Annotated in this window: 23 protein-coding genes; 10 read left to right on the forward strand and 13 right to left on the reverse strand. The window is 33.7% G+C overall.

Annotated features, from left to right (window positions below; genetic code table 11):
* Window positions 1-744 (forward strand): LytR/AlgR family response regulator transcription factor, encoded by a 744-nt coding sequence (locus ACTPNM_RS08395; RefSeq protein WP_440121338.1) that lies wholly within the window; start codon window positions 1-3, stop codon window positions 742-744.
* On the opposite strand, the gene ACTPNM_RS08400 is transcribed toward ACTPNM_RS08395, so the two are convergent.
* The 3 genes from ACTPNM_RS08400 to ACTPNM_RS08410 form a co-directional block, all read right to left on the reverse strand.
* Complete coding sequence (locus tag ACTPNM_RS08400) at window positions 745-1,014, reverse strand: hypothetical protein (RefSeq protein ID WP_440121339.1); 270 nt, start codon at window positions 1,012-1,014, stop codon at window positions 745-747.
* 5 nt (window positions 1,015-1,019) lie between these two features.
* Window positions 1,020-1,607, reverse strand: coding sequence for a hypothetical protein (locus ACTPNM_RS08405; protein ID WP_440121340.1), 588 nt, complete (start codon window positions 1,605-1,607; stop codon window positions 1,020-1,022).
* Between the two features lie 123 nt (window positions 1,608-1,730).
* A complete protein-coding gene (locus ACTPNM_RS08410; RefSeq protein WP_440121341.1) occupies window positions 1,731-2,495 on the reverse strand; it encodes a hypothetical protein in 765 nt (254 codons plus the stop codon).
* A gap of 255 nt (window positions 2,496-2,750) precedes the next feature.
* Here ACTPNM_RS08410 and guaB point away from each other — a divergent pair, with 255 nt between their 5' ends.
* On the forward strand, window positions 2,751-4,226 hold the full coding sequence (guaB, locus tag ACTPNM_RS08415; protein ID WP_274641025.1) for an IMP dehydrogenase: 1,476 nt from the start codon (window positions 2,751-2,753) through the stop codon (window positions 4,224-4,226).
* 80 nt (window positions 4,227-4,306) lie between these two features.
* Here guaB and ACTPNM_RS08420 read toward each other — a convergent pair whose 3' ends face one another.
* Complete coding sequence (locus tag ACTPNM_RS08420; protein ID WP_440121342.1) at window positions 4,307-5,083, reverse strand: hypothetical protein; 777 nt, start codon at window positions 5,081-5,083, stop codon at window positions 4,307-4,309.
* 376 nt (window positions 5,084-5,459) lie between these two features.
* Between ACTPNM_RS08420 and ACTPNM_RS08425 the strand changes: the two genes are divergently transcribed.
* The 3 genes from ACTPNM_RS08425 to ACTPNM_RS08435 all read left to right on the forward strand — a co-directional run bounded on the left by ACTPNM_RS08425 (window position 5,460) and on the right by ACTPNM_RS08435 (window position 8,199).
* Window positions 5,460-5,642 carry a hypothetical protein gene (locus tag ACTPNM_RS08425; protein ID WP_440121343.1) on the forward strand — a complete coding sequence of 61 codons (183 nt, stop codon included), beginning with the start codon at window positions 5,460-5,462 and terminating at the stop codon, window positions 5,640-5,642.
* A 398-nt stretch (window positions 5,643-6,040) separates the two neighbouring features.
* Window positions 6,041-7,531, forward strand: coding sequence for a tetratricopeptide repeat protein (locus ACTPNM_RS08430; RefSeq protein WP_440121344.1), 1,491 nt, complete (start codon window positions 6,041-6,043; stop codon window positions 7,529-7,531).
* A gap of 2 nt (window positions 7,532-7,533) precedes the next feature.
* On the forward strand, window positions 7,534-8,199 hold the full coding sequence (locus ACTPNM_RS08435; RefSeq protein WP_440121345.1) for a response regulator: 666 nt from the start codon (window positions 7,534-7,536) through the stop codon (window positions 8,197-8,199).
* Between the two features lie 154 nt (window positions 8,200-8,353).
* On the opposite strand, the gene argH is transcribed toward ACTPNM_RS08435, so the two are convergent.
* From argH to ACTPNM_RS08480, 9 genes are all read right to left on the reverse strand, one after another.
* The gene (gene argH, locus ACTPNM_RS08440; RefSeq protein ID WP_440121346.1) at window positions 8,354-9,625 is read right to left on the reverse strand and encodes an argininosuccinate lyase; all 1,272 of its coding nucleotides are present in this window, start codon (window positions 9,623-9,625) and stop codon (window positions 8,354-8,356) included.
* A gap of 520 nt (window positions 9,626-10,145) precedes the next feature.
* Window positions 10,146-11,219 carry a M20 family metallo-hydrolase gene (locus tag ACTPNM_RS08445; protein WP_440121347.1) on the reverse strand — a complete coding sequence of 358 codons (1,074 nt, stop codon included), beginning with the start codon at window positions 11,217-11,219 and terminating at the stop codon, window positions 10,146-10,148.
* Window positions 11,216-11,995 carry an acetylglutamate kinase gene (gene argB, locus ACTPNM_RS08450; RefSeq protein ID WP_440121348.1) on the reverse strand — a complete coding sequence of 260 codons (780 nt, stop codon included), beginning with the start codon at window positions 11,993-11,995 and terminating at the stop codon, window positions 11,216-11,218. The genes ACTPNM_RS08445 and argB overlap by 4 nt, the downstream gene beginning before the upstream one ends.
* A gap of 142 nt (window positions 11,996-12,137) precedes the next feature.
* Window positions 12,138-13,076 carry an acetylornithine carbamoyltransferase gene (locus tag ACTPNM_RS08455; RefSeq protein ID WP_440121349.1) on the reverse strand — a complete coding sequence of 313 codons (939 nt, stop codon included), beginning with the start codon at window positions 13,074-13,076 and terminating at the stop codon, window positions 12,138-12,140.
* Window positions 13,073-14,200 (reverse strand): aspartate aminotransferase family protein, encoded by a 1,128-nt coding sequence (locus ACTPNM_RS08460; protein ID WP_440121350.1) that lies wholly within the window; start codon window positions 14,198-14,200, stop codon window positions 13,073-13,075. Before ACTPNM_RS08460 ends, ACTPNM_RS08455 begins: the two co-directional genes overlap by 4 nt.
* Window positions 14,200-14,997 (reverse strand): pyrroline-5-carboxylate reductase, encoded by a 798-nt coding sequence (gene proC / locus ACTPNM_RS08465; RefSeq protein ID WP_440121351.1) that lies wholly within the window; start codon window positions 14,995-14,997, stop codon window positions 14,200-14,202. Before proC ends, ACTPNM_RS08460 begins: the two co-directional genes overlap by 1 nt.
* 10 nt (window positions 14,998-15,007) lie before the next feature.
* Entirely contained in the window at window positions 15,008-15,985 is a 978-nt protein-coding gene (gene argC, locus ACTPNM_RS08470) for an N-acetyl-gamma-glutamyl-phosphate reductase (protein ID WP_440121352.1), read from the reverse strand.
* Between the two features lie 151 nt (window positions 15,986-16,136).
* Window positions 16,137-17,315, reverse strand: a complete 1,179-nt coding sequence (gene argG / locus ACTPNM_RS08475; protein WP_440121353.1) for an argininosuccinate synthase — start codon at window positions 17,313-17,315, stop codon at window positions 16,137-16,139.
* A complete protein-coding gene (locus tag ACTPNM_RS08480; protein WP_440121354.1) occupies window positions 17,312-17,923 on the reverse strand; it encodes a GNAT family N-acetyltransferase in 612 nt (203 codons plus the stop codon). The genes argG and ACTPNM_RS08480 overlap by 4 nt, the downstream gene beginning before the upstream one ends.
* Window positions 17,924-18,823: 900 nt before the next feature.
* On the opposite strand from ACTPNM_RS08480, the gene ACTPNM_RS08485 reads away from it, so the two are divergent.
* The 5 genes from ACTPNM_RS08485 to ilvC are packed head-to-tail and all read left to right on the forward strand — an operon-like array spanning window position 18,824 to window position 25,189.
* Window positions 18,824-19,711, forward strand: a complete 888-nt coding sequence (locus tag ACTPNM_RS08485) for a branched-chain amino acid transaminase (protein ID WP_440121355.1) — start codon at window positions 18,824-18,826, stop codon at window positions 19,709-19,711.
* A 1-nt stretch (window position 19,712) separates the two neighbouring features.
* Window positions 19,713-21,389 (forward strand): dihydroxy-acid dehydratase, encoded by a 1,677-nt coding sequence (gene ilvD / locus ACTPNM_RS08490; RefSeq protein WP_440121356.1) that lies wholly within the window; start codon window positions 19,713-19,715, stop codon window positions 21,387-21,389.
* A 10-nt stretch (window positions 21,390-21,399) separates the two neighbouring features.
* Window positions 21,400-23,133, forward strand: a complete 1,734-nt coding sequence (gene ilvB / locus ACTPNM_RS08495; RefSeq protein ID WP_440121357.1) for a biosynthetic-type acetolactate synthase large subunit — start codon at window positions 21,400-21,402, stop codon at window positions 23,131-23,133.
* A 6-nt stretch (window positions 23,134-23,139) separates the two neighbouring features.
* Entirely contained in the window at window positions 23,140-23,667 is a 528-nt protein-coding gene (gene ilvN / locus ACTPNM_RS08500; protein ID WP_274640669.1) for an acetolactate synthase small subunit, read from the forward strand.
* A gap of 19 nt (window positions 23,668-23,686) precedes the next feature.
* On the forward strand, window positions 23,687-25,189 hold the full coding sequence (gene ilvC, locus ACTPNM_RS08505) for a ketol-acid reductoisomerase (RefSeq protein ID WP_440121358.1): 1,503 nt from the start codon (window positions 23,687-23,689) through the stop codon (window positions 25,187-25,189).
* Window positions 25,190-25,192 lie beyond the last annotated feature (3 nt).

Here is a 25,192-nt window from a genome sequence, read left to right on the forward strand (position 1 = left end):
ATGAAAAGACTACAATTACTATTGCTAGAAGATTCAGGAGAGGAAGCTTTAGAACTTTCTTCTTTTTTAGAAGATAATGATTATGAAGTATCATTAGCAAAAAATGCGGTAGAAGCAGAAAAACTGATTAGAAACCGCTTTTTTGATGTTATTATTTTAGACATCATGATAAACGGAAGACCAGACGGGATTTCGTTAGCACACCGTTTGAATAAAGAAGGGATTAATGTGCCTTTTTTATTCTTAACAAGTATGCAAGGAAGAGAAATATTTGATGAAGCAAAATTAACCAATCCGTTAGTATATCTTCTAAAGCCATATAACAAACTAGAATTGTTATTCTCTTTAGAATTGGCAATTGAGTCGTGTTATCAGCAAAACAACAGTATTAGTTTAGCATCAGACAATGGTGTAATAAGCCCATCTTTTTTATTCATAAAGAAAAAAAGAAGCGTAGTAAAAGTTGATGTAGCTGCTATTAATTATGTAGAGGTAAAGGAAAAATACTGTAGTATAATTTGCGACTCAGGAAACTACTTAATAAAATTATCATTAACTAAGTTAAAAGACATGCTGTCTAATCCAGATTTTAGACAAGTACATAGGAATTACCTAGTTAACGTAAAGAAAATCAAAGAGATTTACTTTGAAGATAATCTTATTGTCTTAGATAATGATGAAAAAATACTCTTTAGTGAGCGTTATAAAACAGCATTTATAAAAGACAATACAATTTTTAGGTAGTTATACCACTTTAGAAACTAAACTTATTACAAAGCCAAGGCCATTTTCGATATTAGAAATAGCTTTGGCTTTTTCATTATTACTAATAGTAGCATCATCAATAAGTTTAAGTGTTTTTATGGCGTTAGCATTGGTGATTTTACTTTCCTTAATAAAAGTATCCACTTCACTAAGTTTTAAGTTAGTTAAGCTAGCCAATTGTTTGTTAAACTCAGCATCAGTTTGTGAAGCAGCTTCTTTAGCTATATTGTTCCAATCTATAGAATTCATAATAGTTATTTTTCAGTAATTACTTTTTCAATATTTATCAATTTATTTAGAGTATTCCCAGTTTTATCAATACTCTGATTAATGGTGTTTTCAACCTTTTTTATGTTAATTCTGTCACCTGTAAGTTGATCTATAGCAGATAAAGCATCACTTTCTGTAGTTTTTACCTTTACAACAGAATTAATTAAGTTTTGAAGTGAAGTAGTAGCTTTATTATAATCGCTATAATTAGAATTTAGTTGGTTTAAAATATCTTGCCTTTGTATATCCAATACACTTTGAAGAGAGTCTTTTTTACGATTAATAATAGGAACAATACTATTTAGAATATTAGGCAATTCCTTTTTGTAATCTAAAGAATCAGGTAATAAACCCTCAAACTTTTTTAGTAGCGTAGGGGTGTATTTGTTCTCAATAAATAAATTGATTTTTTCTTTTCGTTCATCAAAAAGTCTGTTGACTAAAGAAACATTTAGCTGATGCATATTATCTGCTTCTTTAATAACCTCTTTCGTTAATGTTACAGTAGAGCTTGGAATACTGGCGCAAGAAAAAAGAAAAAAAGAAAAAACAGATACGTAAAAGTATTTCATAAGTGTAGTTAGTTTATAATTAAAAAGAGGTTGCTACAGTATTGAGCTAAGTTCGGTTAGTATGCTGTAAGCTCTATTATAAATAATCACTTAACGTAACAACCTCTTTGTTTTTAAGTATAGTTAATTTGTATTGGTTTTTGGTATGATAAAAATGGACTTAACTCTATCTATAATACCCTGTAGGATACTAAAAATAGCTTCTGAAGAAAAACCTCCAATAAGAGCTAAAACTCCTTTGTTAAACAAGTTAATATCTTCAGGACTTTTGGTGTAAAATGAAATAATTTCAGACATGATAAGTCCGGCAATAATACCAAGTACTATTTGGGCTAAATAAGAAATAGATTCTTCTGAAACCATGGTAGATTCTCTAATAGAATCGCTAACTCTTTTCAATAAATAAAAAATAACCCCCAAACCAGCAACAGAAGCTAAATAAGAGAGGTTTAAAAGGAGTGGCAATCCAGAGTTATTCATTAAGCCTTTATCTAATGAGTTATTATTTACATCAGGAGAAAGTGCAGTAACAATGAATAAAACCAAAAAGAAAAGCGCTAAGAAAATAAGATTCCTAACTATAGGAAGCTTACTGAAAATAGACTTATTTTGACCTTCATCACGAAGAGCTTTCGTGTATTCTATAGATTTTGGTGTTGCAGGAGCAATATTTTTAACAAGAATGTTATGAGCGTTTATTAAATCATTTAAATCCTTACTTTCAATTAAAGAGTTCACTTCAGTATTAATAACAATACCATTATAAATAGCGTATGATAGCATGTTGTTGATCTCAGTAATTAATTCTATAGATACTTTAGGGTAAACACCATTACTATTAGTGCTAACAATTTTTTTACTGTCTTTTTGAAGGGTGTTATTTTCCATTGCTTTGTTTTATGAGTTCTAATATATGCAAAAGCAATATAAATTTAAAAAAAAGGTGAAAAAGAAAATAGAAGAAAAACCTTCAACGTATAAAACTTGATTATTAACGTAATAGAAAAAAGGTTAAAATAAAATGCTACTAAAAAAATAAACATTTAAAAAATGATTTTCTTAACTTAAATTTAAAGGTTGTTTTTGCATTATTTGTAGTATATTTGCATGCAATTAATTAACAACACACTAAATTGATTGCATATGCAAGCTCATCAATCTAAAATACTAGGCGAAGGATTAACGTATGATGACGTTTTATTAGTTCCAGCTTATTCAGAAGTACTTCCAAGAGAAGTTTCAATTCAAACAAAATTTACAAGAAATATAACAATCAATGTTCCTATTGTATCTGCAGCAATGGATACGGTAACTGAGTCTGCTATGGCAATTGCTATTGCAAGAGAAGGAGGAATAGGAGTGTTACATAAAAACATGACAATTGAGCAACAAGCTCAAGAAGTTCGTAAGGTAAAGCGTGCAGAAAGCGGAATGATAATCGACCCGATTACCTTATCGTTAAGTGCAATCGTTTTAGATGCAAAACAAGCAATGCGTGAGCATAAAATTGGAGGTATTCCAATTGTTGATGAAGCAGGGAAATTAGTAGGAATTGTAACTAATCGTGACTTACGTTTCGAAAAAAATAACGAGCGTCCTATAGTCGAAGTTATGACCTCTGAAAACTTAGTAACAGTTGCAGAAGGAACTTCTTTAAAAGATGCTGAAGTTATTTTACAAGAAAATAAGATTGAAAAGTTACCAGTTGTTAATGACGATGATAAGCTTGTGGGGTTAATTACCTTTAGAGATATAACAAAACTTACACAGAAACCAACAGCAAACAAAGATACTTTTGGTCGTTTACGTGTAGCAGCTGCATTAGGTGTAACACATGATGCGGTTGATAGAGCAGAAGCATTGGTTAATGCAGGGGTGGATGCTGTGATTATTGATACGGCTCATGGACATACCAAAGGAGTAGTTTCTGTATTAAAAGAAGTAAAAGCAAAATTTCCTGAATTAGATGTAGTTGTAGGAAACATAGCAACACCTGAAGCAGCTAAATATCTAGTAGAAGCAGGAGCTGACGCAGTAAAAGTAGGAATAGGACCAGGATCTATTTGTACAACACGTGTAGTTGCTGGTGTAGGATTTCCACAATTTTCAGCAGTATTAGAAGTAGCAGCTGCAATTAAAGGAAGTGGGGTTCCAGTAATTGCTGATGGTGGTATTCGTTATACAGGAGATATTCCTAAAGCGGTTGCTGCAGGAGCAGATTGTGTGATGTTAGGATCTTTATTAGCAGGAACTAAAGAATCACCAGGAGAAACTATTATTTACGAAGGAAGAAAATTCAAATCGTACCGTGGAATGGGATCTGTTGAAGCAATGAAACAAGGTTCAAAAGATCGTTATTTCCAAGATGTAGAAGACGATATTAAAAAGTTAGTTCCAGAAGGAATTGTAGGCCGTGTTGCTTACAAAGGTGAATTACAAGAAAGTATTCATCAGTTTGTAGGTGGATTACGTGCAGGAATGGGATACTGTGGAGCAAAAGATATTGAAACACTAAAAAATACAGGAAAATTTATCCGTATTACAGCAAGTGGAATTAACGAAAGTCACCCACACGATGTTGCTATTACTAAAGAAGCACCAAACTATAGTAGACGATAAAATATAAAGTTATTACTATCCTGCTTTGGGTAGAATGCTACTAAAAACAAAAGCCGTTAATTATTAAATTAACGGCTTTTTTATGGTTTAAAACCTTCTACTTCTAAAATATAAGGTGTAATAGGATCTAATTCTTTCAACGTTTCAGGATGTACACCTCTAGCCGTAAAGAATTCTCGCTTCCCTTCTGTATTACTTCCATACCAAAAATTAGGTTTTCCGTTAGCGAAAAACTCCATACCCTTGGTAAGTGTTACTTTTTTAAAGCGGTCAATATCTATATGGTATAAAGTGTTTTTAATAGCTTCTTCATTTGTACATGATGTCTTTTCATAATGATCTTCTTTCCATACAATACAATTATTAGTTTCGTAATTAATATATAAAAATAAAGGAATAGCTAACATAGGAATTAGTGTAAAAACAATAGATTTTTTATATTTAGCAATACAAATAAGGCAAATCTTTTTCTTTTTAGTAGAGCCTAAAAAATCTGCATAGTTTTTATATCCTAAATATTTAGCTATTAAATCCTTTAATTCAATTTTTGGTTCTCCAGCACCATTTTCAACATTATCTACATACTTTTTGTAATAATTGGAAAGAGTTTTTTTTGTTGTTTGAAATTTAGGTCTTGGAGCATCATTTCCTAAGTATATATTTACAAAATAAGTAAAACAGCCATTAGTAGTTTTATTTTCAACAGCTTCGTCTTTCATTAATCCTTCTAATAATTCAGTAAATAACACTTTTAGAGGTTCTTTTTTGTTTTTTTTAGTAGAAAAACATTTGAAGAAATGTTTAAAACAAAAAATAAAGTCAACGTCGTTTAGTGTAGTCTTTAAGTCGTTTTCCATGGTAGTTGATTGGTTTATACAAAGTTATAAAGGTTGGAAAAAGTATGGAAAAGGAAATCCGTAAAATGAGAAAATCTTTTCCAACTTCTTTTCCATCCATTTTCCACAATCTCATTTGAAGTCAGTTATATGTTTGTACCAGAATTAATCGAGAAATAAAAAAGAAAACAAATTGATTGGTTCTAATTAAAAGATGAAATATCGGTAGAATTTCTTAGGGGGGAAGCTACTTAATAATACCGATGTTCATCTCTACTTCCCGCGAAAGAGGCGCGCGACTCTTTTAAATTTTTAGGCTTTCCAAAGCACTATAGACCTGAGCAATCAAGCTTGGAAAGGAATTCTAATGCTCAAAAATTTTAAAGAGAATTTTATTATGAAACGATTATTTATAGTATTCGCATTTATAGCAGTAAACAGTATATTCACATCTTGTACAGACTTATCTGAAGATATTGTGCCAAACAAAATAGAACAAGGACTTCAAAGTACTGGTGGGGAAGATGAACAAGACCCAGATGAAGAAGATGATATTCCAGTTACACAAGGAAAAAAATAAAATGATTATTAAAATAAGCCTTCTATGAAGGCTTATTTTTTATTAGAAAGAATTATTTTAGTTATATGAAATTAAATAAATACATTTATGTGTCAATTTTTATTTTTTTCTCATGTAATATTGACAAAAAAAAACACTATGAATATAAAGCACAGCTAAATAAAAATTATATTAGTGAGTATTTAAAGATAGATTCTTTGGCAAAAAAGTTGTTCCGAAAAAGGGAGTTTGATAGTGCTTTATTTTATTCTGACAAATTATTAAAAATAGCCTTACTAAATAGTGATTCCACACTCTTATCGAGTGTTTATTTTAAGAAAGGATTTTATTATAAAAAAAAAGGTATTAGAGATAGTACATATATATATTATAGAAAGTCTTATAATATATCCTTTTTGATGAAAGATACCCTAAAAATCATAAGGAGATTAACCTCATTAGCAAAATTAGAGTCAGACTTTGGATTATTTTATAAGAGTGATTCTACAGCGTTGACGGCATTAGGTTATGTTAGTATTAAAGGTAATAGATCATTATCAAGTATATATAATTGTTTGGGAATAAACCATAAAAAAAGATATGATTACAAAGAAGCCATTAATTGGTATAAAAAAGCATTAGAAAGTACAGAAGATGAAGAAAGAAGGTACAGGTATAAAAATAATATAGCTAACTGTTATCGAGAACTGAAGCAATATGATAAGTCTATTAGTATATATAAAATAATAATAGTAAGTAATTACTTTAAAGAACTACCTAATATTACTAGAGCTAGGTTAATAGATAATTATACCTACACGAAATGGTTAAAAGGGGATAAGGTTTCTGATTTAGACTTCTTAATGGCATTGAAGATAAGGAAAGAAGAAAAAGATTATAAAGGAATGTGTGCTAGTTACTCTCACTTATCAGACTATTATAATAAGCAGAATAAAAAAAATGAAGCTAAAAGTTATGTTTTAAAAATGCTAAAAGTAGCAAGAAAAACAAAAAATAAAAAAGAAATAAGAGATGCATTAGCAAAGTTATTATTGTTTAAGACAGAAAAAAAGCAAACCTATTATAAAGAATTTATTACCTTAACGGAAGACTTAGAAAGGGAAAGAGCGATAACTCAAAATAAACAAATAGCTATTATATATAGAGTAAATGAGATAACTATCGAAGCACAAAAACTGGAGAAGAAAGCAATTGAGAATAAATTATTAGCAGAACAACAAAAATCACAAAAACAACTCTGGATTTTTACAGTTATTCTTACCATTCTATCCTCAATAGTCTATTTCTTTTATAAAAGAGAAAAAAATAAAAAAGAAAAAGCCATAGAAGTCTACAACACAGAAACCCGCTTAGCTAAAAAAATACACGATGAATTGGCAAACGATGTATACGCGGTAATGAATACACTACAAAATACTTCAATAACAGATGAAAGGTTACTCACAAGAGTAGAGAAAATATACGCACAAACCAGAGATATTTCTCACGAGAACAGTCCTGTACTCACAGGAGAGCACTTTGAGAATTTCTTAAAGCAACTGTTTTTAGATTTTACGAACGATCGTTGTAAAGTAATCCATAAAGGATTACAAGAAGCAAACATAAACCAGTTAGCTAAAGAAAAACAAATAGTAGTGTATAGAGCCTTACAAGAGCTCTTGGTAAACATGAAAAAATACAGCGAAGCAACGTTGGTGCTTATCACTTTTTCAGTAGAAAAAAACAAATTATCGATAACGTATCAAGACAATGGAATAGGTGTAGAAAAACTCTCTGTAAAAAATGGTTTGCTAAATATGGAAATCCGTATTAAATCAGTAGGAGGGTTTATTACTTTTGAATCAAAGCAAGAAAAAGGATTTCAAGCAAAGTTTCACTTTAAAAAGTAGTTATGTTCAAAAAAGTATTGATAGCAGAAGATGCTGATTTTATGTCAAGCGGAATTAAAGTAGCCTTAGAAAACATGCAAATTCCTAATGTTGAATATGCACAATATTGCGATGAGGCTTTTTTAAAACTAAAAAAAGCATGGTTAGAGAAAGAACCATTTGATTTATTAGTAAGCGATTTATCATTTAAAGATAACATACATGAGCAACGATTAGAATCAGGTGAAGCACTTATAGCCGAAGCAAAAAAACTACAACCAACTTTAAAAACAGTCGTATTTTCTGTAGAAGATAAACCCTACCGAATTCAGCAATTATGTAATGAGTTAGAGGTAAATGCGTATGTATGGAAATCTAACCATGGACAAAGAGAGTTAAAAAAAGCAGTACAAAGTGTGTTTAACGGTGAGTTTTTTATCACACCACAATTAGCACATGCCTTACGAGATAAAGAAGCTTTTGAAGTTACAGACTACGACGTGTTTTTATTAAAACATTTAGCAGAAGGCTTAGATCAAAAAGAAATTAGCGAAGCATTAAAAAACAAAGACATAAAGCCCAGTAGTGTTAGTTCGGTAGAAAAGCGCTTAAAACTATTAAAAGAAAACTTTAACGCCAATAACCCTACACAATTGATTGCCATCACCAAAGATTTTGGACTCATCTAAAATAAATGTCATTCCGAACGAAGGGAGAAACCGTAAGGTTCAGCGTAGCTAAATCTTATAATTGTATGTTAGGAACTGTTAAGAATGTTCTAGACTTAAATTAAGCAGATTCTTCTCTATCGTTCGGAATGACGACTTTTTTTAGTATCTACCACTAACCAAGCTTCTCGCGTATTTTATTCAAACACAAATTATCAATACTACCCACATGCGTATGTTTTTTAGAAGTATCAGGAGTATACGTACCGTTTACAACTTCGCCACCAATTTTTTGGTAAGCCTCTCTAAAACTCATTCCATTTTCAACCAAAGTATTCATATTATCTACCGTAAATAAGTATTTATACTTTTCATCCTGTAGGTTAATATCTTTTACAATAACTTGCTGAATAGCATAATCAAAAATATCTAGCACATCTTTTAGCTCCTCAAAAGCATTGATGATATTTTCTTTTAATAACTGATAATCTCTATGATATCCACTCGGTAAATTGTTAGTAATTAACAAGGTCTCGGTATATAAGGCTTGAATTTTATTACACTTTCCTCTAATGAGTTCAAATACATCAGGATTTTTTTTATGCGGCATAATACTACTACCTGTAGTTAATTCATCAGGAAAAGAAATAAAATCAAAATTCTGACTCATATATAAACAAATATCCATCGATAAACGAGCTAAGGTATTACTTACACTTCCTAATGCCATGGTAAGCGTACGCTCACTTTTTCCTCTGCTCATTTGTGCAGCCACTACATTGTATTTTAAGGTTTCAAAACCTAGTTCTTTAGTGGTAAACTCTCTATCAATAGGGAAGGAACTACCATAACCAGCCGCAGAACCCAACGGATTTTGATCTACCGTTTTTAGTGTAGCATCTACCATGTACAAATCGTCAATTAGCAATTCAGCATACGCAGAAAACCATAACCCGAAAGAAGAAGGCATTGCCACTTGTAAGTGGGTGTACCCAGGTAATAACTTGGTTTTATGTTCTTCTGCCAACTCTAATAACGTATTGAAAAGTGTTTTAGTTTTATCAGAAATCAACTGTAAATTGTCTTTATAATACAACTGCAACGCCACTAAAACTTGATCGTTTCTGGAACGTGCTGTGTGTATCTTTTTACCAACTTCACCATACATGTTGGTTAATTCAAACTCAATTTTAGAATGTACATCTTCAAACTGAGCGTCAATAGCAAAAGTGCCGTCTGCTAGTTGTTGTTGTAGTGTAGTGATTCCAGTAGTTACTTGCGCTAATTCTTCCGAAGTAATAATACCGATGGATACTAACATTTTAGCATGCGCTAGTGATGCTTGTAAATCATACGGTGCAATATGTATATCTATTTCTCTATCGTGTCCAACAGTGAAATGCTCTATTTTTTTATCTATGGATAATCCTTTGTCCCAAAGTTTCATAATCTTAGTGTTTAATGTGTCATTGCGAGCCTTTCGACTGTCGCTCAAGACAAGCTCAAGTGTGGCAATCTTCTTATTGTTTGTGTTTCAAATTAAGAGATAACCACGTCGTTTCACTCCTCGTTATGACGTTTTTATTTTAGTATTGAGTGCTAAATACTTTATCTAACAAAATTCTCATTGTTTGTTTGTCACCTCGAACGTATGTGAGAGGTCTCAAACTTATGAGTTACTCTTTTTAATGAGATTTAGCTACGCTGAACCTTACGGTTTCTCTCTATCGTTCAGAATGACGGTTGTTTTTTAGAGCCAAGAGAATAGATCGCTTTGCTGTTAGAGCAAAGATTTGGTTATAAGTCTTTGTTCTATATTCTTTTTATCATCGAGTGTCACTTCGAGTAAAATTATTGAAATGAAATAAAAATAATTTTGTATCGAGAAGTTTTCGAATAGTTCTCGATACAATTTTTACTTCGCTATCACTCAATAAAAATCACTCGAACTGACATGTGTACAGTAGCTAATTCTTAACTCCTTTTAATACTTTCTCTAATAATTGAATATATAACTCAATCCCTTCCTCAATTTCTTGAAGATAAATAAACTCATCAGCGGTGTGTGAGCGGGTACTATCACCAGGTCCTAATTTTAACGACGGACAACTCAATACTGCTTGGTCAGATAGGGTAGGAGAACCATAGGTTTTTCTTCCTAAAGCCAATCCTGCTTGTACCAATGGATGCTCTTTTAGTATTGACGATGAATTTAAATTCAAACTTCTTGGTTGTATGTTACAAGGTGCGTTTTGCTGTAAATAATCGCTAACTTCTTGATTGGTGTATTTATCGTTTACGCGAACATCTACCACTAATTTTACTTCGGAAGGAACAGCGTTGTGTTGTTTCCCTGCATTAATTTGCGTTACTGTTAACTTAACCTCACCCAAGGTTTCCGAAGTTTTCTCAAACGATACTTCTTTAAACCACTGTAATACTTCAATGGTGTTATAAATAGCATTATCGTGGTTCGGATGTGCTGCATGACTTGGTGTACCTGCAACCTCAGCATCAAAAACGACCAAGCCTTTTTCGGCAATAGCTAGTTGCATTAAGGTAGGTTCTCCCACAATGGCTACATCAATGTTTGGTAAGGTTTTGAGTAATCCGTTTAATCCGTTAGGGCCGCTGCTTTCTTCTTCGGCAGTTCCTGCAAATACCAAATTATACGCTAAGTTTTCTTTTTGGTAGAAATAGGTATAAGTTGCCAATAATGAAACCAAACAGCCTCCTGCATCGTTACTTCCCAAACCATAGAGTTTGCCATCTTCTACAATAGCTTTAAAAGGATTTTTGGTATAGCCATTATTAGGTTTTACGGTATCGTGGTGAGAGTTTAGTAATAGCGTAGGTTTGTTATCATCAAAATGTTTGTTTACTGACCATACATTGTTTTGTGTTCTGGTATACGGAATATCAAATTCTTGAAACCAGTTTTCTAATAGTAGGGCAGTAGCATCTTCTTCCGAAGAAAAAGAAGGAGTTTCTATCAATTTTTTTAATAGGCTGATAGCTTTTGTAGTGAGTCTTTGTATCATGATAGTTGTAATGAGGTGTGTTTGTTTTTTGAGTTAAATACCATAGCTGTATTGCCTATGTGTACTTTTTGAACGTTGTTTTTTAGGGCATGAAAGCAATTGTCTAACTTAGGAAGCATTCCTTCAAAAATGACTCCGTTAGTTTTTAGTTGAGTATAGGTTTCTAACGTGATTTGCTCGATAACAGAAGTATCATCAGAAACATCACTTAATACTCCTGGTTTTTCAAAACAGTAGTACAGTTCTGTATAGAAATCAGCAGATAATCCTATAGCCAATTCAGCAGCAATAGTATCGGCGTTGGTATTGAGTAATTGTCCGTTAGCATCATGCGTAATTGCACAAAATACTGGAGTTACTTCGTTATTAATTAATACCGTTAGTACTTGCGGATTCACGGTAACAACGTCACCTGCAAATCCGTAATCTATAGGTTCAGCAGGACGTTTGGTTGATATAATTGTGTTTCCGTCAGCCCCTGTAAATCCTACAGCATTTGCATTGTTTGCTTGTAACCTCGCAACAATTTGCTTGTTAATTTTACCTGCATATACCATAGTAATCAAATCTAAAGTTTGCGTATCGGTTACACGTCTGCCCTCAATCATAGTTACAGGAATATTCAATTGTTTAGCCAATTCAGAAGCTAGTTTTCCACCACCGTGTATCAATACTTTAGGTCCTTTTAACTGAGCGAAATCAGCTAAGAAGCTATGTAGGGCTGTCTCATCATTAATAATGTTTCCGCCTATTTTAACAATCTTTATGGTTTTCATTTGTCAATTATCTTTTAATTTAATGTCACGTCGAGTGATTTTTCGTACTGAAAGGAAGAAAAATTGTAACGAGACGTTTTCAAGTAGTTCTCGATACATCTCCCTGCGGTCGACACTCGAACTGACAAGTCAAAATTTAAATTCAACTTAAATGATTCAAAATCTCTTTTAATACTATCTGTGCTGCAAAAGTTCTGTTGTTGGCTTGTTCAATCACAAGAGAATTGTCGCCATCTAAAACAGCATCTTCCGCTACCACATTTCTTCTGATAGGTAAGCAGTGCATAAATTTAGCAGCACCTATTTTTTCCTGAGTAATCATCCAGTTAGGATCTTCGTTTAATACTTCACCATATTCATTAAAAGAACTCCAGTTTTTAACATAGATAAAGTCGGCATTTTCAAAAGCTTTCTCTTGATCGTATTTGATAGGAAACTCTTTCGTAATTTCAGAATCTAACTCGTACCCTTTTGGATGCGTTATAACAAATTCTACATCCATTTTGTGCATCAAGTGAACAAAAGCATTGGCAACCGAATGTGGTAATGCTTTCGGATGTGGAGCCCAAGACAACACAACTTTAGGTTTGTCAACTTTTTTAGTTTCTGTAATAGTAATCGCATCTGCCAAGGCTTGCAGTGGATGGTCAGTAGCGCTTTCCATATTGATAACAGGTACCGTAGCGTATTTTATAAAACTGTTGAGTACAATTTCAGAGGTATCTTTTTCTTTGTCCTTTAACGTCGGAAAAGCTCTTACTGCAATCATATCTGCATACTGAGAAATTACCATGGCAGCTTCTTTAATATGTTCTGAAGTACTTAAGTTCATCATAGTACCGTCTTCAAACTCCATATTCCAAGCATTGGTAATGTTTAACACGCTTACCTCCATACCTAAGTTTTTAGCCGCTTTTTCGGTGCTTAATCTTGTACGTAAACTAGCATTAAAGAACAGCATGACTAAGGTTTTGTGTTTTCCTAAATCAGCAAACTGATAGGGATTTTCCTTTAATTGAATTGCCTTTTGAATGGTGTTTGAAAGGTTTTCAATGTCGTTTAGGCTGGTGTATTTCTTCATGACAGTTCCTTTTTTAAAGCTTCAAAAAACACATCGATATGTTGCTTTTGAATGGTTAATGGGGGAAGAATTCTTAATAAGTTAGGATTCTTAGCACTTCCTATAAAAATGTGATGCTTGAATATTAGATTCTTTCTTAATTCAGCAATAGGAAAATCGAATTCTAATCCTAACATTAAACCTCTTCCTTTTACAGTGTTTATCTGCGGAATAGAAGCTGCTTGTTCCATAAAATACGCAGCAATTTGCTGTGCATTTTCCATCAAATGCTCTTTTTTAATGGTTTCAATAACTGCTAAGGAAGCAGCACAGGCTAAGTGATTTCCACCAAACGTAGTTCCTAGTAAACCGTAAGAAGCCTCAATACTTGGATGAATTAAGATTCCCCCAACAGGGAATCCATTCCCCATTCCTTTTGCCATGGAAATGATATGCGGAGTAATGCCGTGTTTTTGAAAAGCAAAAAAATCACCCGTTCTACCAAATCCACACTGAATTTCATCAGTAATAAGTAAGGTGTTGTATTGCTGGCATAGTTTTTCTAACCTTAGGTAAAAAGTAGTTGATGCTTCGTCCAATCCACCAATACCTTGAATGGTTTCTATGATAATAGCGCAAACATTGTTGTCTTGTAAAGCTTTTTCAACACCTACTAAATCTTCAAATTCTAAAAAGATAACTTCTTGCTGCGCATTGATAGGCGCTACAATCTTAGGATTGTCGGTTACAGCTACCGCAGCAGAAGTACGCCCGTGAAAGGAATTTTTAAAAGCAATTACTTTCTGCTTACCTGTATGAAAAGAGGCTAGTTTTAAAGCATTTTCATTGGCTTCAGCACCCGAATTGCATAAAAATAGTTGGTAGTCTTTACAGCCAGATATATTTTCTAATTGTGAAGCTAATTCCACTTGCAACGGATTTTGAATAGCATTGCTATAAAAGCCTAGTTTGCTTACTTGCTCACTAATGTTTTTTACATAGGTAGGGTGTGAGTGCCCAATAGAAATTACGGCATGTCCGCCATATAAATCTAAATACTCTGTGCCTTTATCATCGTATACATATACATCGTTGGCGGTTACTGGGGTGATATCAAATAGAGGATATACGTTAAATAAACTCATTATGGTGTTTTTTTTATGGTGTTAATTTTATTAAAAGAGGCTACCATTCCTTGTATTAAAGCTGCACTTAATCCTTTGTGTTCCATTTCATTCAAACCTTCAATAGTACAGCCTTTAGGTGTGGTAACTTTATCGATTTCTTCTTCAGGATGATTTCCTGTAGCTATGAGTAGGTTGGCGGCACCTTCACTAGTATGCATAGCGAGTTCTTGTGCTTCTTTTGCATCGAAACCTAACTGAATAGCGGCTTGCGTAGTTGCCCGTATTAAGCGCATCCAAAAAGCAATTCCACTAGCACATATTACGGTAGCTGCTTGCATTTGATCTTCAGGAATAATCATAGAAGTTCCTAGCTGATTGAAAATAGTTGTAGCTATTTCTAAATCTTCCTTCTTTTGAGTATTACCACTAAGACAAGTCATAGATTTTCCAACGGCAATAGCAGTATTAGGCATGGCTCTGATAATAGTAGTATCTGAACCAATGAGAGTTTCCATTTTTTCAATGGAAAAACCAGCAACTGTAGAAATTACAATATGATTGTTTGATAATAGAGGAGCAGCTTCTTTTAAAATAGTTTCTAAATGTGTTGGTTGTACTGCAAAAATTAACACATCAGATGCTGTGATTGCTTTCTCGTTATTAGAACTAATAAAAACGTTAGGTACATCTTTAAATTCGTTTAGTTCTTCAATATTTCTTTTGGTTAAGAAAAGTTGTGAGTACGAATTGTTTTGTATCAATCCTTTAGCGATTGATTTTCCTAAATTTCCTGTGCCTATGATTGCTATTTTCATGTCTTCTATTTTAAAAATAATTAGCTTTTAATTGTAGTCCTGTATCTTCTTTAAAGCCAAACATTAGGTTCATATTTTGAATAGCTTGACCAGAAGCTCCTTTTAATAAATTATCAATGATGCTTGTTATCAATAATTTATCTCCATGCTTATGTAAGTGAATTAAACACTTATTGGTATTTACTACTTGTTTTAAATGGAGGTCATTATCAGTAACATGTGTAAAAACAGCATTTTTGTAATAGTCTGCATACAGTTGCTGTGCCTCTTCTAAACTTCCTTCAAAATGTGTATACAATGTTGCATAAATACCTCTAGAAAAATCTCCTCTATTAGGAAGAAATAATACTTCTGAGTCAAAACTAGATTGAAGAGTATCTAATGTCTGATTTATCTCTCCCAAATGCTGATGGGTAAAAGGTTTGTAATAGGAAAAATTATTATCTCTCCACGTAAAATGTGTGGTAGCGGATAATGAAGTTCCTGCACCCGTAGCCCCTGTAACTGCGTTGATATGAACATCACTTTGTAACAAATTAGCTTCTGCTAGTGGAAGCAATCCTAATTGAATAGCTGTAGCAAAACACCCTGGGTTTGCAATATAATTTGCACCTTGTATCGCTGTTTTTTGAAGTTCAGGTAAACCGTATACAAACTCTTTTCTTTGAAAAGTGTTATCAGCTTTTAATCTGAAATCATTTCCTAAATCAATAATCTTTGTGTGGTCTGAAAAGGTATGAGCTTCTAAAAACTTTTTAGAGTTTCCATGTCCTAAGCATAAGAATAGTACATCTATGTTCTCATTGATTGTATTTGTAAATGTTAGCTCAGTGCTACCCACTAAATCTTGATGTGTGTTTGCTATTTTATTTCCTGCATTTGAGGTACTATACACAAAATTGATAGTAGTTTCAGGGTGTTGTAGTAATAGTCTTACTAACTCACCAGCTGTATATCCTGCACCACCTATAATTCCTACTTGTATCATATTGTTTGTTGTTTTAAATAGTAGAATCAGTTTTCATTTATAAGATCATCACGTCGTTATCACTCCTCATGATGACGGTTTTGTTATTGCGAGCCTTTCGACTGTCGCTCAAGACAGGCTCAAGCGTGGCAATCTGTTAATTGTTTACTGTCTATTGATTAACCTGTTGATATATCTTATTCTGATTTCCTAAGATTTTAATAAAACCTTTAGCATCTTCGGCGGTCCATCCTTTGTTCATTTCACCATAACTACCAAATTTGGCATTCATTAAATCATGAGGAGAATCAATTCCATCTAGTGTAAAGTGATACGGTTTAAGGGTTACAAATACATCACCCGTAACTTTTGATTGACTACTTTCTAAAAAAGCTTCCATGTCTCTCATCACTGGGTCTAAATACTGACCTTCATGTAAATGCATCCCATAAAAACTAGCTAAATACTCTTTGTGTTGTAATTGCCATTTGGTTAAGGTGTGTTTCTCAAGTAAGTGATGTGCTTTAATGGTAATTAAGGCAGCAGCGGCTTCAAAACCAACTCTTCCTTTAATTCCAACAATAGTATCACCAACATGAATATCTCTACCAATTCCGAACTTTGAGGCTATAGTATTTAGTTCTTCTATATTTTGTACAGGAGTTTTTTCGTCGTCATTAATAGCAACGAGTTCGCCTTTTACAAAAGAAAGTTTTACCTGTTCTGGTGTTGTTTTGGTCACTTGTGAAGGATAGGCATGTTCAGGTAATGGTTGCTCAGAAGTTAAAGTTTCCTCACCACCAACACTAGTTCCCCATAAACCTTTATTTACAGAGTATTTAGCCTTTTCCCAAGACAAATCGATTCCATTATTCTTTAAATATTCGATTTCTTCCTGTCTTGAAAGTTGTAAATCTCTAATAGGAGTGATGATTTCAATTTCAGGAGCTATCGTTTGAAAAATCATATCAAATCTAACCTGATCGTTTCCTGCACCTGTACTACCATGAGCAATACAGTTAGCACCTATACTTTGGGCATAGTTTACAATTTCAATAGCTTGTACAATTCTTTCAGCACTTACAGAAAGGGGATAGGTATTGTTTTTTAATACATTTCCAAAGATTAAATACTTTACTACCTTCTTGTAAAAATCATCAACAGCATTAATGTTTTTATAGGTAGCTACTCCCATTGTATAGGCATTTTCTTCAATTTTCTTAATTTCTTCGGAAGAAAATCCACCAGTATTCACACTAACAGCATGAACTTCATATCCTTGTTTTGATAAACTTACCGCACAGTATGAAGTATCTAAACCTCCACTGTATGCAATTACTAATTTTTTCATTTTTTGTCTTTTTTTAGGAAGATGCTCTCCTTAATTCTTTTAAGTCTTTGAAAGACTTTTCCTTTTATTTTTATGTTTTGAGATTTTTTGTTAGGATCGTATAACATACCAGTACACAAGCACATTTTTTGCTGTGTACGTTGTAGCACATCGTAGTTTTTGCAGGTTTGACAACCATTCCAAAAAGATTGATCTTCGGTAAGTTCAGAAAAGGTTACAGGCTTATAACCCAATTCGCTATTGAGCTTCATAACCGCTAAGCCTGTAGTGATACTAAATATTTTAGCATTAGGAAATTTTGCTCTGGAATGTTCAAAAACTACTTTTTTTATTTGCTTGGCTAAACCAATACCTCTGTAATCTGGATGCACTATTAATCCAGAGTTTGCGACAAACTTACCATGACTCCAAGCTTCGATATAGCAAAAGCCAGCGAAATTATCTCCGTCTAGGGCTATAACTGCGTTGCCATTTTCTAGTTTTGTAATAATATATTCTGGTTTTCTTTTGGCAATTCCTGTACCTCTAACCAGAGCAGCTTCGTCAATAGTTTGACAAATAATTTCGGCATACTTACTATGCGATTGATCAGCAATAACAACTCTCATTGAAATTGATTTTAGATAAACATTTTGTTATAAATCGGTGGTTTGAAAAGAAGAACCGGACGCACCTAGGTTCCCAAAATGAAGTAGCACCCTTACGGGCGACGTCGGATAAAAATAGGTCGTACAACAACTGCGTTATTGAAAACAATAACAAGAGTTAGTAACGATATAAAAATGTAGATTATAGAAATCAAAAGGATGAAAATAAAATTATACAATACTCAGTTTTGTGCAAGGAAAGACTAGCGTCGGTTATAAGACCGCACTAAAAAACTGGGTATATTGTTGTATATTTTATTTGTTTGCATAATGGCGCAAATCTATAAAATAAATTTTGATTAATGCTATATAAAAAACAAAAAATTTTATAAGTGTAAGTGATACAGAAGGTTAGTGAGTGTTTTTTCTAGGAGGAAAATAAAAAAGTCAAAAAAATATTAGGATAACTAAAAAATAATTTCAAATATTTGTGGCAACAGATGAAAAAACAAGTTTTAAATATCATTTCTATTATTATTGTCATTGTGATTATTTCACAAGGATAGGGAAGCGGTATTTAATATTTAACATATAAATTAATTAAGAAGGCTTCCTAAATTTAGGAAGCTTTTTTTGTTGTAAAAAGCATGAATCAATTTTTTAACATCGTGGTAATTATTATTGTCATTATTAGCTTTCCACCGAGTTGATACAGATGGTTATTACCTATAAGAAAGCCTGTATCTAACTCTAGATACAGGCTTTTTTTATACTATGAATATCATAACGATTTGGTTTTAAGTGTTTGGTTTTAAGGTTTTTGTGTGTTTTTGAGAGTCAATGAAAATCATCAAAGCCTTAAAAAACAAGAAAGTAAAGTAAAAAGCGAAAAATAATTTTGAACAGTAAAAACAACTAAAAATGTACTATAACGAGGAAACAGTAATTTTTTTCAACGGAGAGTTTATCAAAGCGAAAGATGCTAGTGCTAATTTGTATAGCCAGAGTTTACACTACGGAAACGGAGTTTTCGAAGGAATGAGAGCTTACAACACAACGGAAGGGGCTAGAGTCTTTAAGTCGTATGAGCATTACAAAAGGCTAAAGTTTGGCGCAGAAGTAATGAATATTCAATTAGATTATTCAGAAGAAGAACTAACACAAATTACGTATGAATTATTAGAACGTAATGGTTTGAAAGATGCATACATCCGTCCGTTAGTCACTACTGGAGCCGATATGAGTTTGTTGACTTCTAAAGAAACAAACCTAGTTATCCAATGTTGGGAATGGGGAAAATACATGGGAGATAAATTACTACGTGTAAAAACGTCTTCATTTCAACGCCCGAATCCGAAATCATGTTTTGTAGAAGCTAAAGTAACAGGACACTACACAAATTCAATATTATCAACTAACGAAGCAAAAAATAACGGATATGATGAAGCTCTATTATTAGACATGAACGGTAATGTAGCAGAATGTTCAGGAGCCAATGTTTTTATGCAAAAAGATGGGGAATTATACACTCCACCAAGAGGTCATATCATGGCAGGAATTACACGTGCTACGGTTATCGATTTGTGTAAGGAAGAAGGAATACCTGTTGAAGAAAAACATTTTACGCTAGAAGAGTTAAAACAGGCAGATGCTTGCTTTTTTACAGGAACAGCAGCTGAAGTAGTAGGGTTACAATCGTTAGACGATTATCAATTTCCACTAGCGTGGGAAAAATCACACGGACACAAACTAATGAAATTATATAAAGACGAAGTGTTAGGCTTACGTCAAAAAAGAAAAGCAAGTTAACATGGAACTAAACAAATTTAGTAAACAAGTAACACAAGATGATACACAGCCTGCAGCACAAGCAATGTTGCATGCGATAGGGTTATCAAAAGCAGATTTAGAAAAACCGTTGGTAGGAATAGCAAGTACAGGGTATGAAGGAAATCCGTGTAATATGCACTTAAACGATTTGGCAAAATTGGTAAAAGAAGGAACCGAAAATGCCGATTTAGTTGGATTGATATTTAATACCATTGGTGTTTCTGATGGAATTTCTATGGGAACTCCAGGGATGCGTTATTCACTACCATCACGTGATGTAATTGCTGATTCTATGGAAACCGTAGTGCAAGCGATGTCGTATGACGGGTTAGTAACCGTTGTAGGTTGTGATAAAAACATGCCAGGAGCTCTTATGGCGATGTTGCGCTTAAATCGTCCTTCAGTTTTAGTATATGGAGGAACCATTGCTTCAGGGTGTCATGAAGGGAAAAAATTAGATGTGGTATCTGCTTTTGAGGCATGGGGAGAGAAAGTTGCAGGAACGATTACTAAAAAAGAATATCAAAGTGTAATTGAAAAAGCATGTCCAGGAGCAGGTGCTTGTGGAGGAATGTATACCGCAAATACTATGGCATCAGCTATTGAAGCGCTAGGTATGAGTTTGCCTTACAATTCTTCCAATCCTGCAATTAGTGATAACAAAGAACAAGAATGCGTAAAAGCAGGTGAAGCTCTACGTGTATTACTAGAAAAAGATATCAAACCATCAGATATCGTTACTAAAAAGTCGTTGGAAAATGCGGTACGATTGGTAACAGTAATGGGAGGTTCAACTAATGCAGTACTACACTTTTTAGCGATAGCAAAAGCTGCAGGAGTGAAGTTTACCTTAGAAGATTTTCAACGTATTTCTGATGAAACGCCATTCTTAGCCGACTTAAAACCTAGTGGAAAATATTTAATGGAAGATGTACATAAAGTAGGAGGTACACCTGCAGTTTTAAAATATCTACTAGAAAAAGGTTTGTTGCATGGAGAGTGCTTAACCGTAACAGGTAAAACATTAGCCGAAAATTTAGCTACGGTTCCGAGTTTAACAGACGGGCAAGATGTAATTAAACCGACAGAACAGCCTATTAAAGCTACTGGTCATTTACGAATGCTCTACGGAAATTTAGCGAAAGAAGGTTCTGTAGCAAAAATAACAGGGAAGGAAGGATTGTACTTCTCTGGAAAGGCAAAAGTCTTTGAAGGAGAGTATGAAGCGAATGACGGCATACGAGACGGAAAAGTAAAAAAAGGCGATGTGGTTGTAATTCGTTACGAAGGCCCTAAAGGAGGTCCTGGAATGCCAGAAATGTTAAAACCAACAGCCGCTATTATGGGAGCAGGACTAGGTAAAGAGGTTGCTCTAATTACTGATGGTCGTTTTTCAGGAGGAACTCACGGATTTGTAGTAGGGCATATCACACCAGAAGCACAAGAAGGTGGGGTAATCGCTTTGGTAAAAGATGGAGACACCATAACCATCAATGCAGAAACCAATACAATAAACCTAGCTGTTTCTGAAGAAGAATTAGCAAAGAGAAAACAAGAATGGATTGCTCCACCTTTAAAGGTAAAAAGAGGAGTACTATATAAATATGCAAGAACAGTAGCATCAGCATCTAATGGATGTGTAACCGACGAATTTTAACACTTGTACTATGGAAACAAAAACGAAACAACAAACAGAACAAGAAACAATACAAAAAGTAACTATTACAGGTGCAGAAGCTGTAATCAAATGTTTACTAGCTGAAGGAGTCGATTTGTTATACGGATATCCTGGTGGTGCAATCATGCCTGTTTATGACGAGCTGTATAAATATCAAGATAAACTACATCATGTATTAACACGTCACGAGCAAGGAGCAACTCATGCAGCACAAGGGTATGCGAGAGCTACAGGTAAGGTTGGAGTAGCGATGGCAACTTCAGGTCCAGGAGCTACGAATTTAATTACAGGTATTGCTGATGCACAGATAGATTCTACACCAATGGTATGCATAACAGGGCAGGTTGGGGCACATTTATTAGGTTCTGATGCTTTTCAAGAAACCGATATCGTAGGAATTTCAACTCCTGTAACCAAATGGAATTATCAGATAACCAAAGCAAGTGAGATACCAGAAGTAATGGCGAAAGCATTTTACATTGCTCGCTCAGGAAGACCAGGACCTGTGTTGGTAGACATTACTAAAAATGCTCAGTTTGAAGAATTTGATTTTGAATATAAAAAATGCACTTCAGTTCGTAGTTATCAACCTGTTCCGAATATGGATGTGCAAAGTGTTGAATCAGCAGTTGAGTTAATTAATAATGCAGAAAGACCATTTGTAGTTTGGGGACAAGGAGTGATTTTAGGAGAAGCAGAAGAAGAATTCAAAGCGTTTATAGAAAAAGCAGGAATTCCATCGGCGAGTACTTTGTTAGGATTGTCAGCTTTACCAACTAAACATCCGTTACATGTTGGTATGGTAGGAATGCATGGTAATTATAGTCCAAATAAACTCACCAACGAGTGCGATGTATTAATTGCTGTCGGAATGCGTTTTGACGATCGTGTAACAGGGGATTTAAACCGTTATGCGAAGCAAGCAAAAGTGATACATTTTGAAATAGACCCTGCGGAAGTTGATAAAAATGTAAAAACAGATGTAGCTGTTTTAGGAAATGTAAAAGAAACTTTAGCATCAGCACTTCTTCTTTTGGAAGAAAATTCACACAAAGAATGGTTACAAGAGTTTAGAAATTTGGATGCAATAGAGTTTGATAATGTTATAAAAAGTGACTTGTTTCCAACGAAAGAAGGTTTAACGATGGGAGAGGTTATCAAACAAATCAATGAAGCTTCTGAAGGCAAAGCTATTGTAGTAACTGATGTAGGACAGCATCAAATGATAGCAAGTCGTTATGCGGAATTCAACCAAACTAAAAGTAGCATTACTTCTGGAGGATTAGGGACAATGGGATTTGCCCTGCCTGCAGCAATTGGTGCAAAAATGGGAGCTTCAGAACGTGAAGTTGTAGCTGTGATTGGTGATGGTGGTTATCAAATGACGATTCAAGAGCTTGGAACAATTTTACAAACGAAAGCAGCTGTTAAAATTGTAGTACTGAATAATGAATTCTTGGGTATGGTACGTCAGTGGCAACAGTTGTTTTTTGACAAACGATATGCTTCAACAGTAATGACAAACCCTGACTTTGTATCAATTGCTAAAGGGTATCATATGGCAGCGAATAAAGTAACTAAAAGAGAAGATTTAGCAACAGCTGTTCAAGAAATGATACAATCTAAAGAAGCTTATTTCTTAGAGGTTTGCGTAGAGAAAGAAGATAATGTATTTCCAATGATTCCAACTGGAGCATCAGTATCTGATGTTCGATTAAAATAATAAAATATGAGTACAAAAAACACCTATACGGTTTCTATTTATACAGAAAATAATATTGGATTATTGAATAGAATATCAGCAATATTTCAACGAAGACACATTAACATAGAAAGTATTAATAGTTCTTCCTCAGAAATAAAAAGTGTTTCTAGAATTACACTTTTAGTAAAGATTACTGAAGAACAAATGAAAAAAATTATCGGGCAGATAGAAAAGCAAGTGGAAGTAATTAAAGCTTTTTACCATACAGATGAAGAAACGGTGTATCAAGAATCGTGTTTGTTTAAACTGAGTACAGACTTATTGACCGATAACGACGATATCCAAACAATTATCAATCAAAGTAAATCAAGAGTCATTAATGTGAACAAAAACTTTTTTGTCCTTGAAAAATCAGGAAGTAAAGAAGAGGTAGAAGAACTCTATCACATTTTAGACAAACATGGTATTAAGCAATTTGTTCGTTCAGGAAGAATTGCCATTACGAAAGAAGAAATGCCAGTATCAAAACTATTACAATTAATAACAGCATAAACAAACAACACAAATAAAAATGAAAAATTATTTCAACCAATTATCATTAAGAGAGCAATTAGAACAATTAGGAAAATGTAGATTTATGAATGCTGATGAGTTTTCAGACGGAACAGCAGCATTAGAAGGTAAAAAAGTGGTAATTGTGGGATGTGGAGCACAAGGATTGAATCAAGGATTAAATATGCGCGATTCTGGTTTAGATATTTCATACGCATTACGTGAAGCAGCAATTAAAGAACAACGTCAATCGTATAAAAATGCAACTGAACATGGTTTTACAGTAGGAACGTATGAAGAGCTAATTCCAACTGCTGATTTGGTATGTAATTTAACACCAGACAAACAACATACGCAGGTAGTAAATGCTGTAATGCCATTAATGAAATCAGGAGCAACTTTATCATACTCTCACGGATTTAATATTGTCGAAGAAGGTATGCAAGTACGTAAGGATTTAACAGTAATTATGGTAGCCCCTAAGTGTCCTGGAACAGAGGTAAGAGAAGAATACAAACGTGGATTTGGAGTACCAACGTTAATTGCTGTACATCCTGAAAATGACCCAGAAAATAAAGGGTTAGCACAAGCAAAAGCCTATGCATTTGCTACAGGAGGTCATAAAGCAGGTGTTTTGGAGTCGTCATTTGTTGCTGAGGTAAAATCAGACTTAATGGGAGAGCAAACTATTTTATGTGGGGTATTACAAACAGGATCTATCTTATCATTCAATAAAATGGTTGAAGAAGGAGTAGAGCCATCGTACGCTTCTAAATTAATTCAATATGGATGGGAAACTATCACTGAAGCATTAAAACATGGAGGAATTACCAATATGATGGATCGTTTATCGAATCCAGCAAAAATTAAAGCCTACCAACTTTCTGAAGAATTAAAAGAGGTATTAGAGCCTTTGTTTAATAAACACATGGATGATATTATGTCAGGACATTTTTCAAAAACAATGATGGAAGATTGGGCAAATGACGATTTGAATTTATTAACATGGCGTGCAGCGACAGGAAAAACTCAGTTTGAAAAAACAGCGGCAACTTCCGAAGAAATTTCAGAACAAGAGTATTTTGATAAAGGAACATTGTTAGTAGCTTTTGTAAAAGCTGGAGTTGAGTTGGCGTTTGAAACGATGGTGAAATCAGGAATTATTTCAGCGTCGGCTTATTACGAATCACTACATGAATTACCACTAATAGCAAATACGGTAGCACGTAAAAAGTTATTTGAAATGAACAGAATTATTTCTGATACTGCTGAATACGGATGTTATTTATTCGATCATGCAGCAAAACCGTTATTAACCGATTTTATGAAGTCGGTAAGTACTGATGTTATTGGAAAAGAGTACAGCACTTCCAATGAAGTAGATAATCTTGAATTAATTAAAGTAAACAAAGCAATTCGTAATCATCCTATTGAAAAAGTAGGTGCAGAGTTGCGTGAGGCTATGACTGCAATGAAAGTAATCAAAACAAGCGTCAATCAAGAAGAACCCGTTTTAGCATAACAC

Source organism: Tenacibaculum sp. Ill (genome assembly GCF_051938915.1).
Classification (GTDB): domain Bacteria; phylum Bacteroidota; class Bacteroidia; order Flavobacteriales; family Flavobacteriaceae; genus Polaribacter; species Polaribacter larymnensis.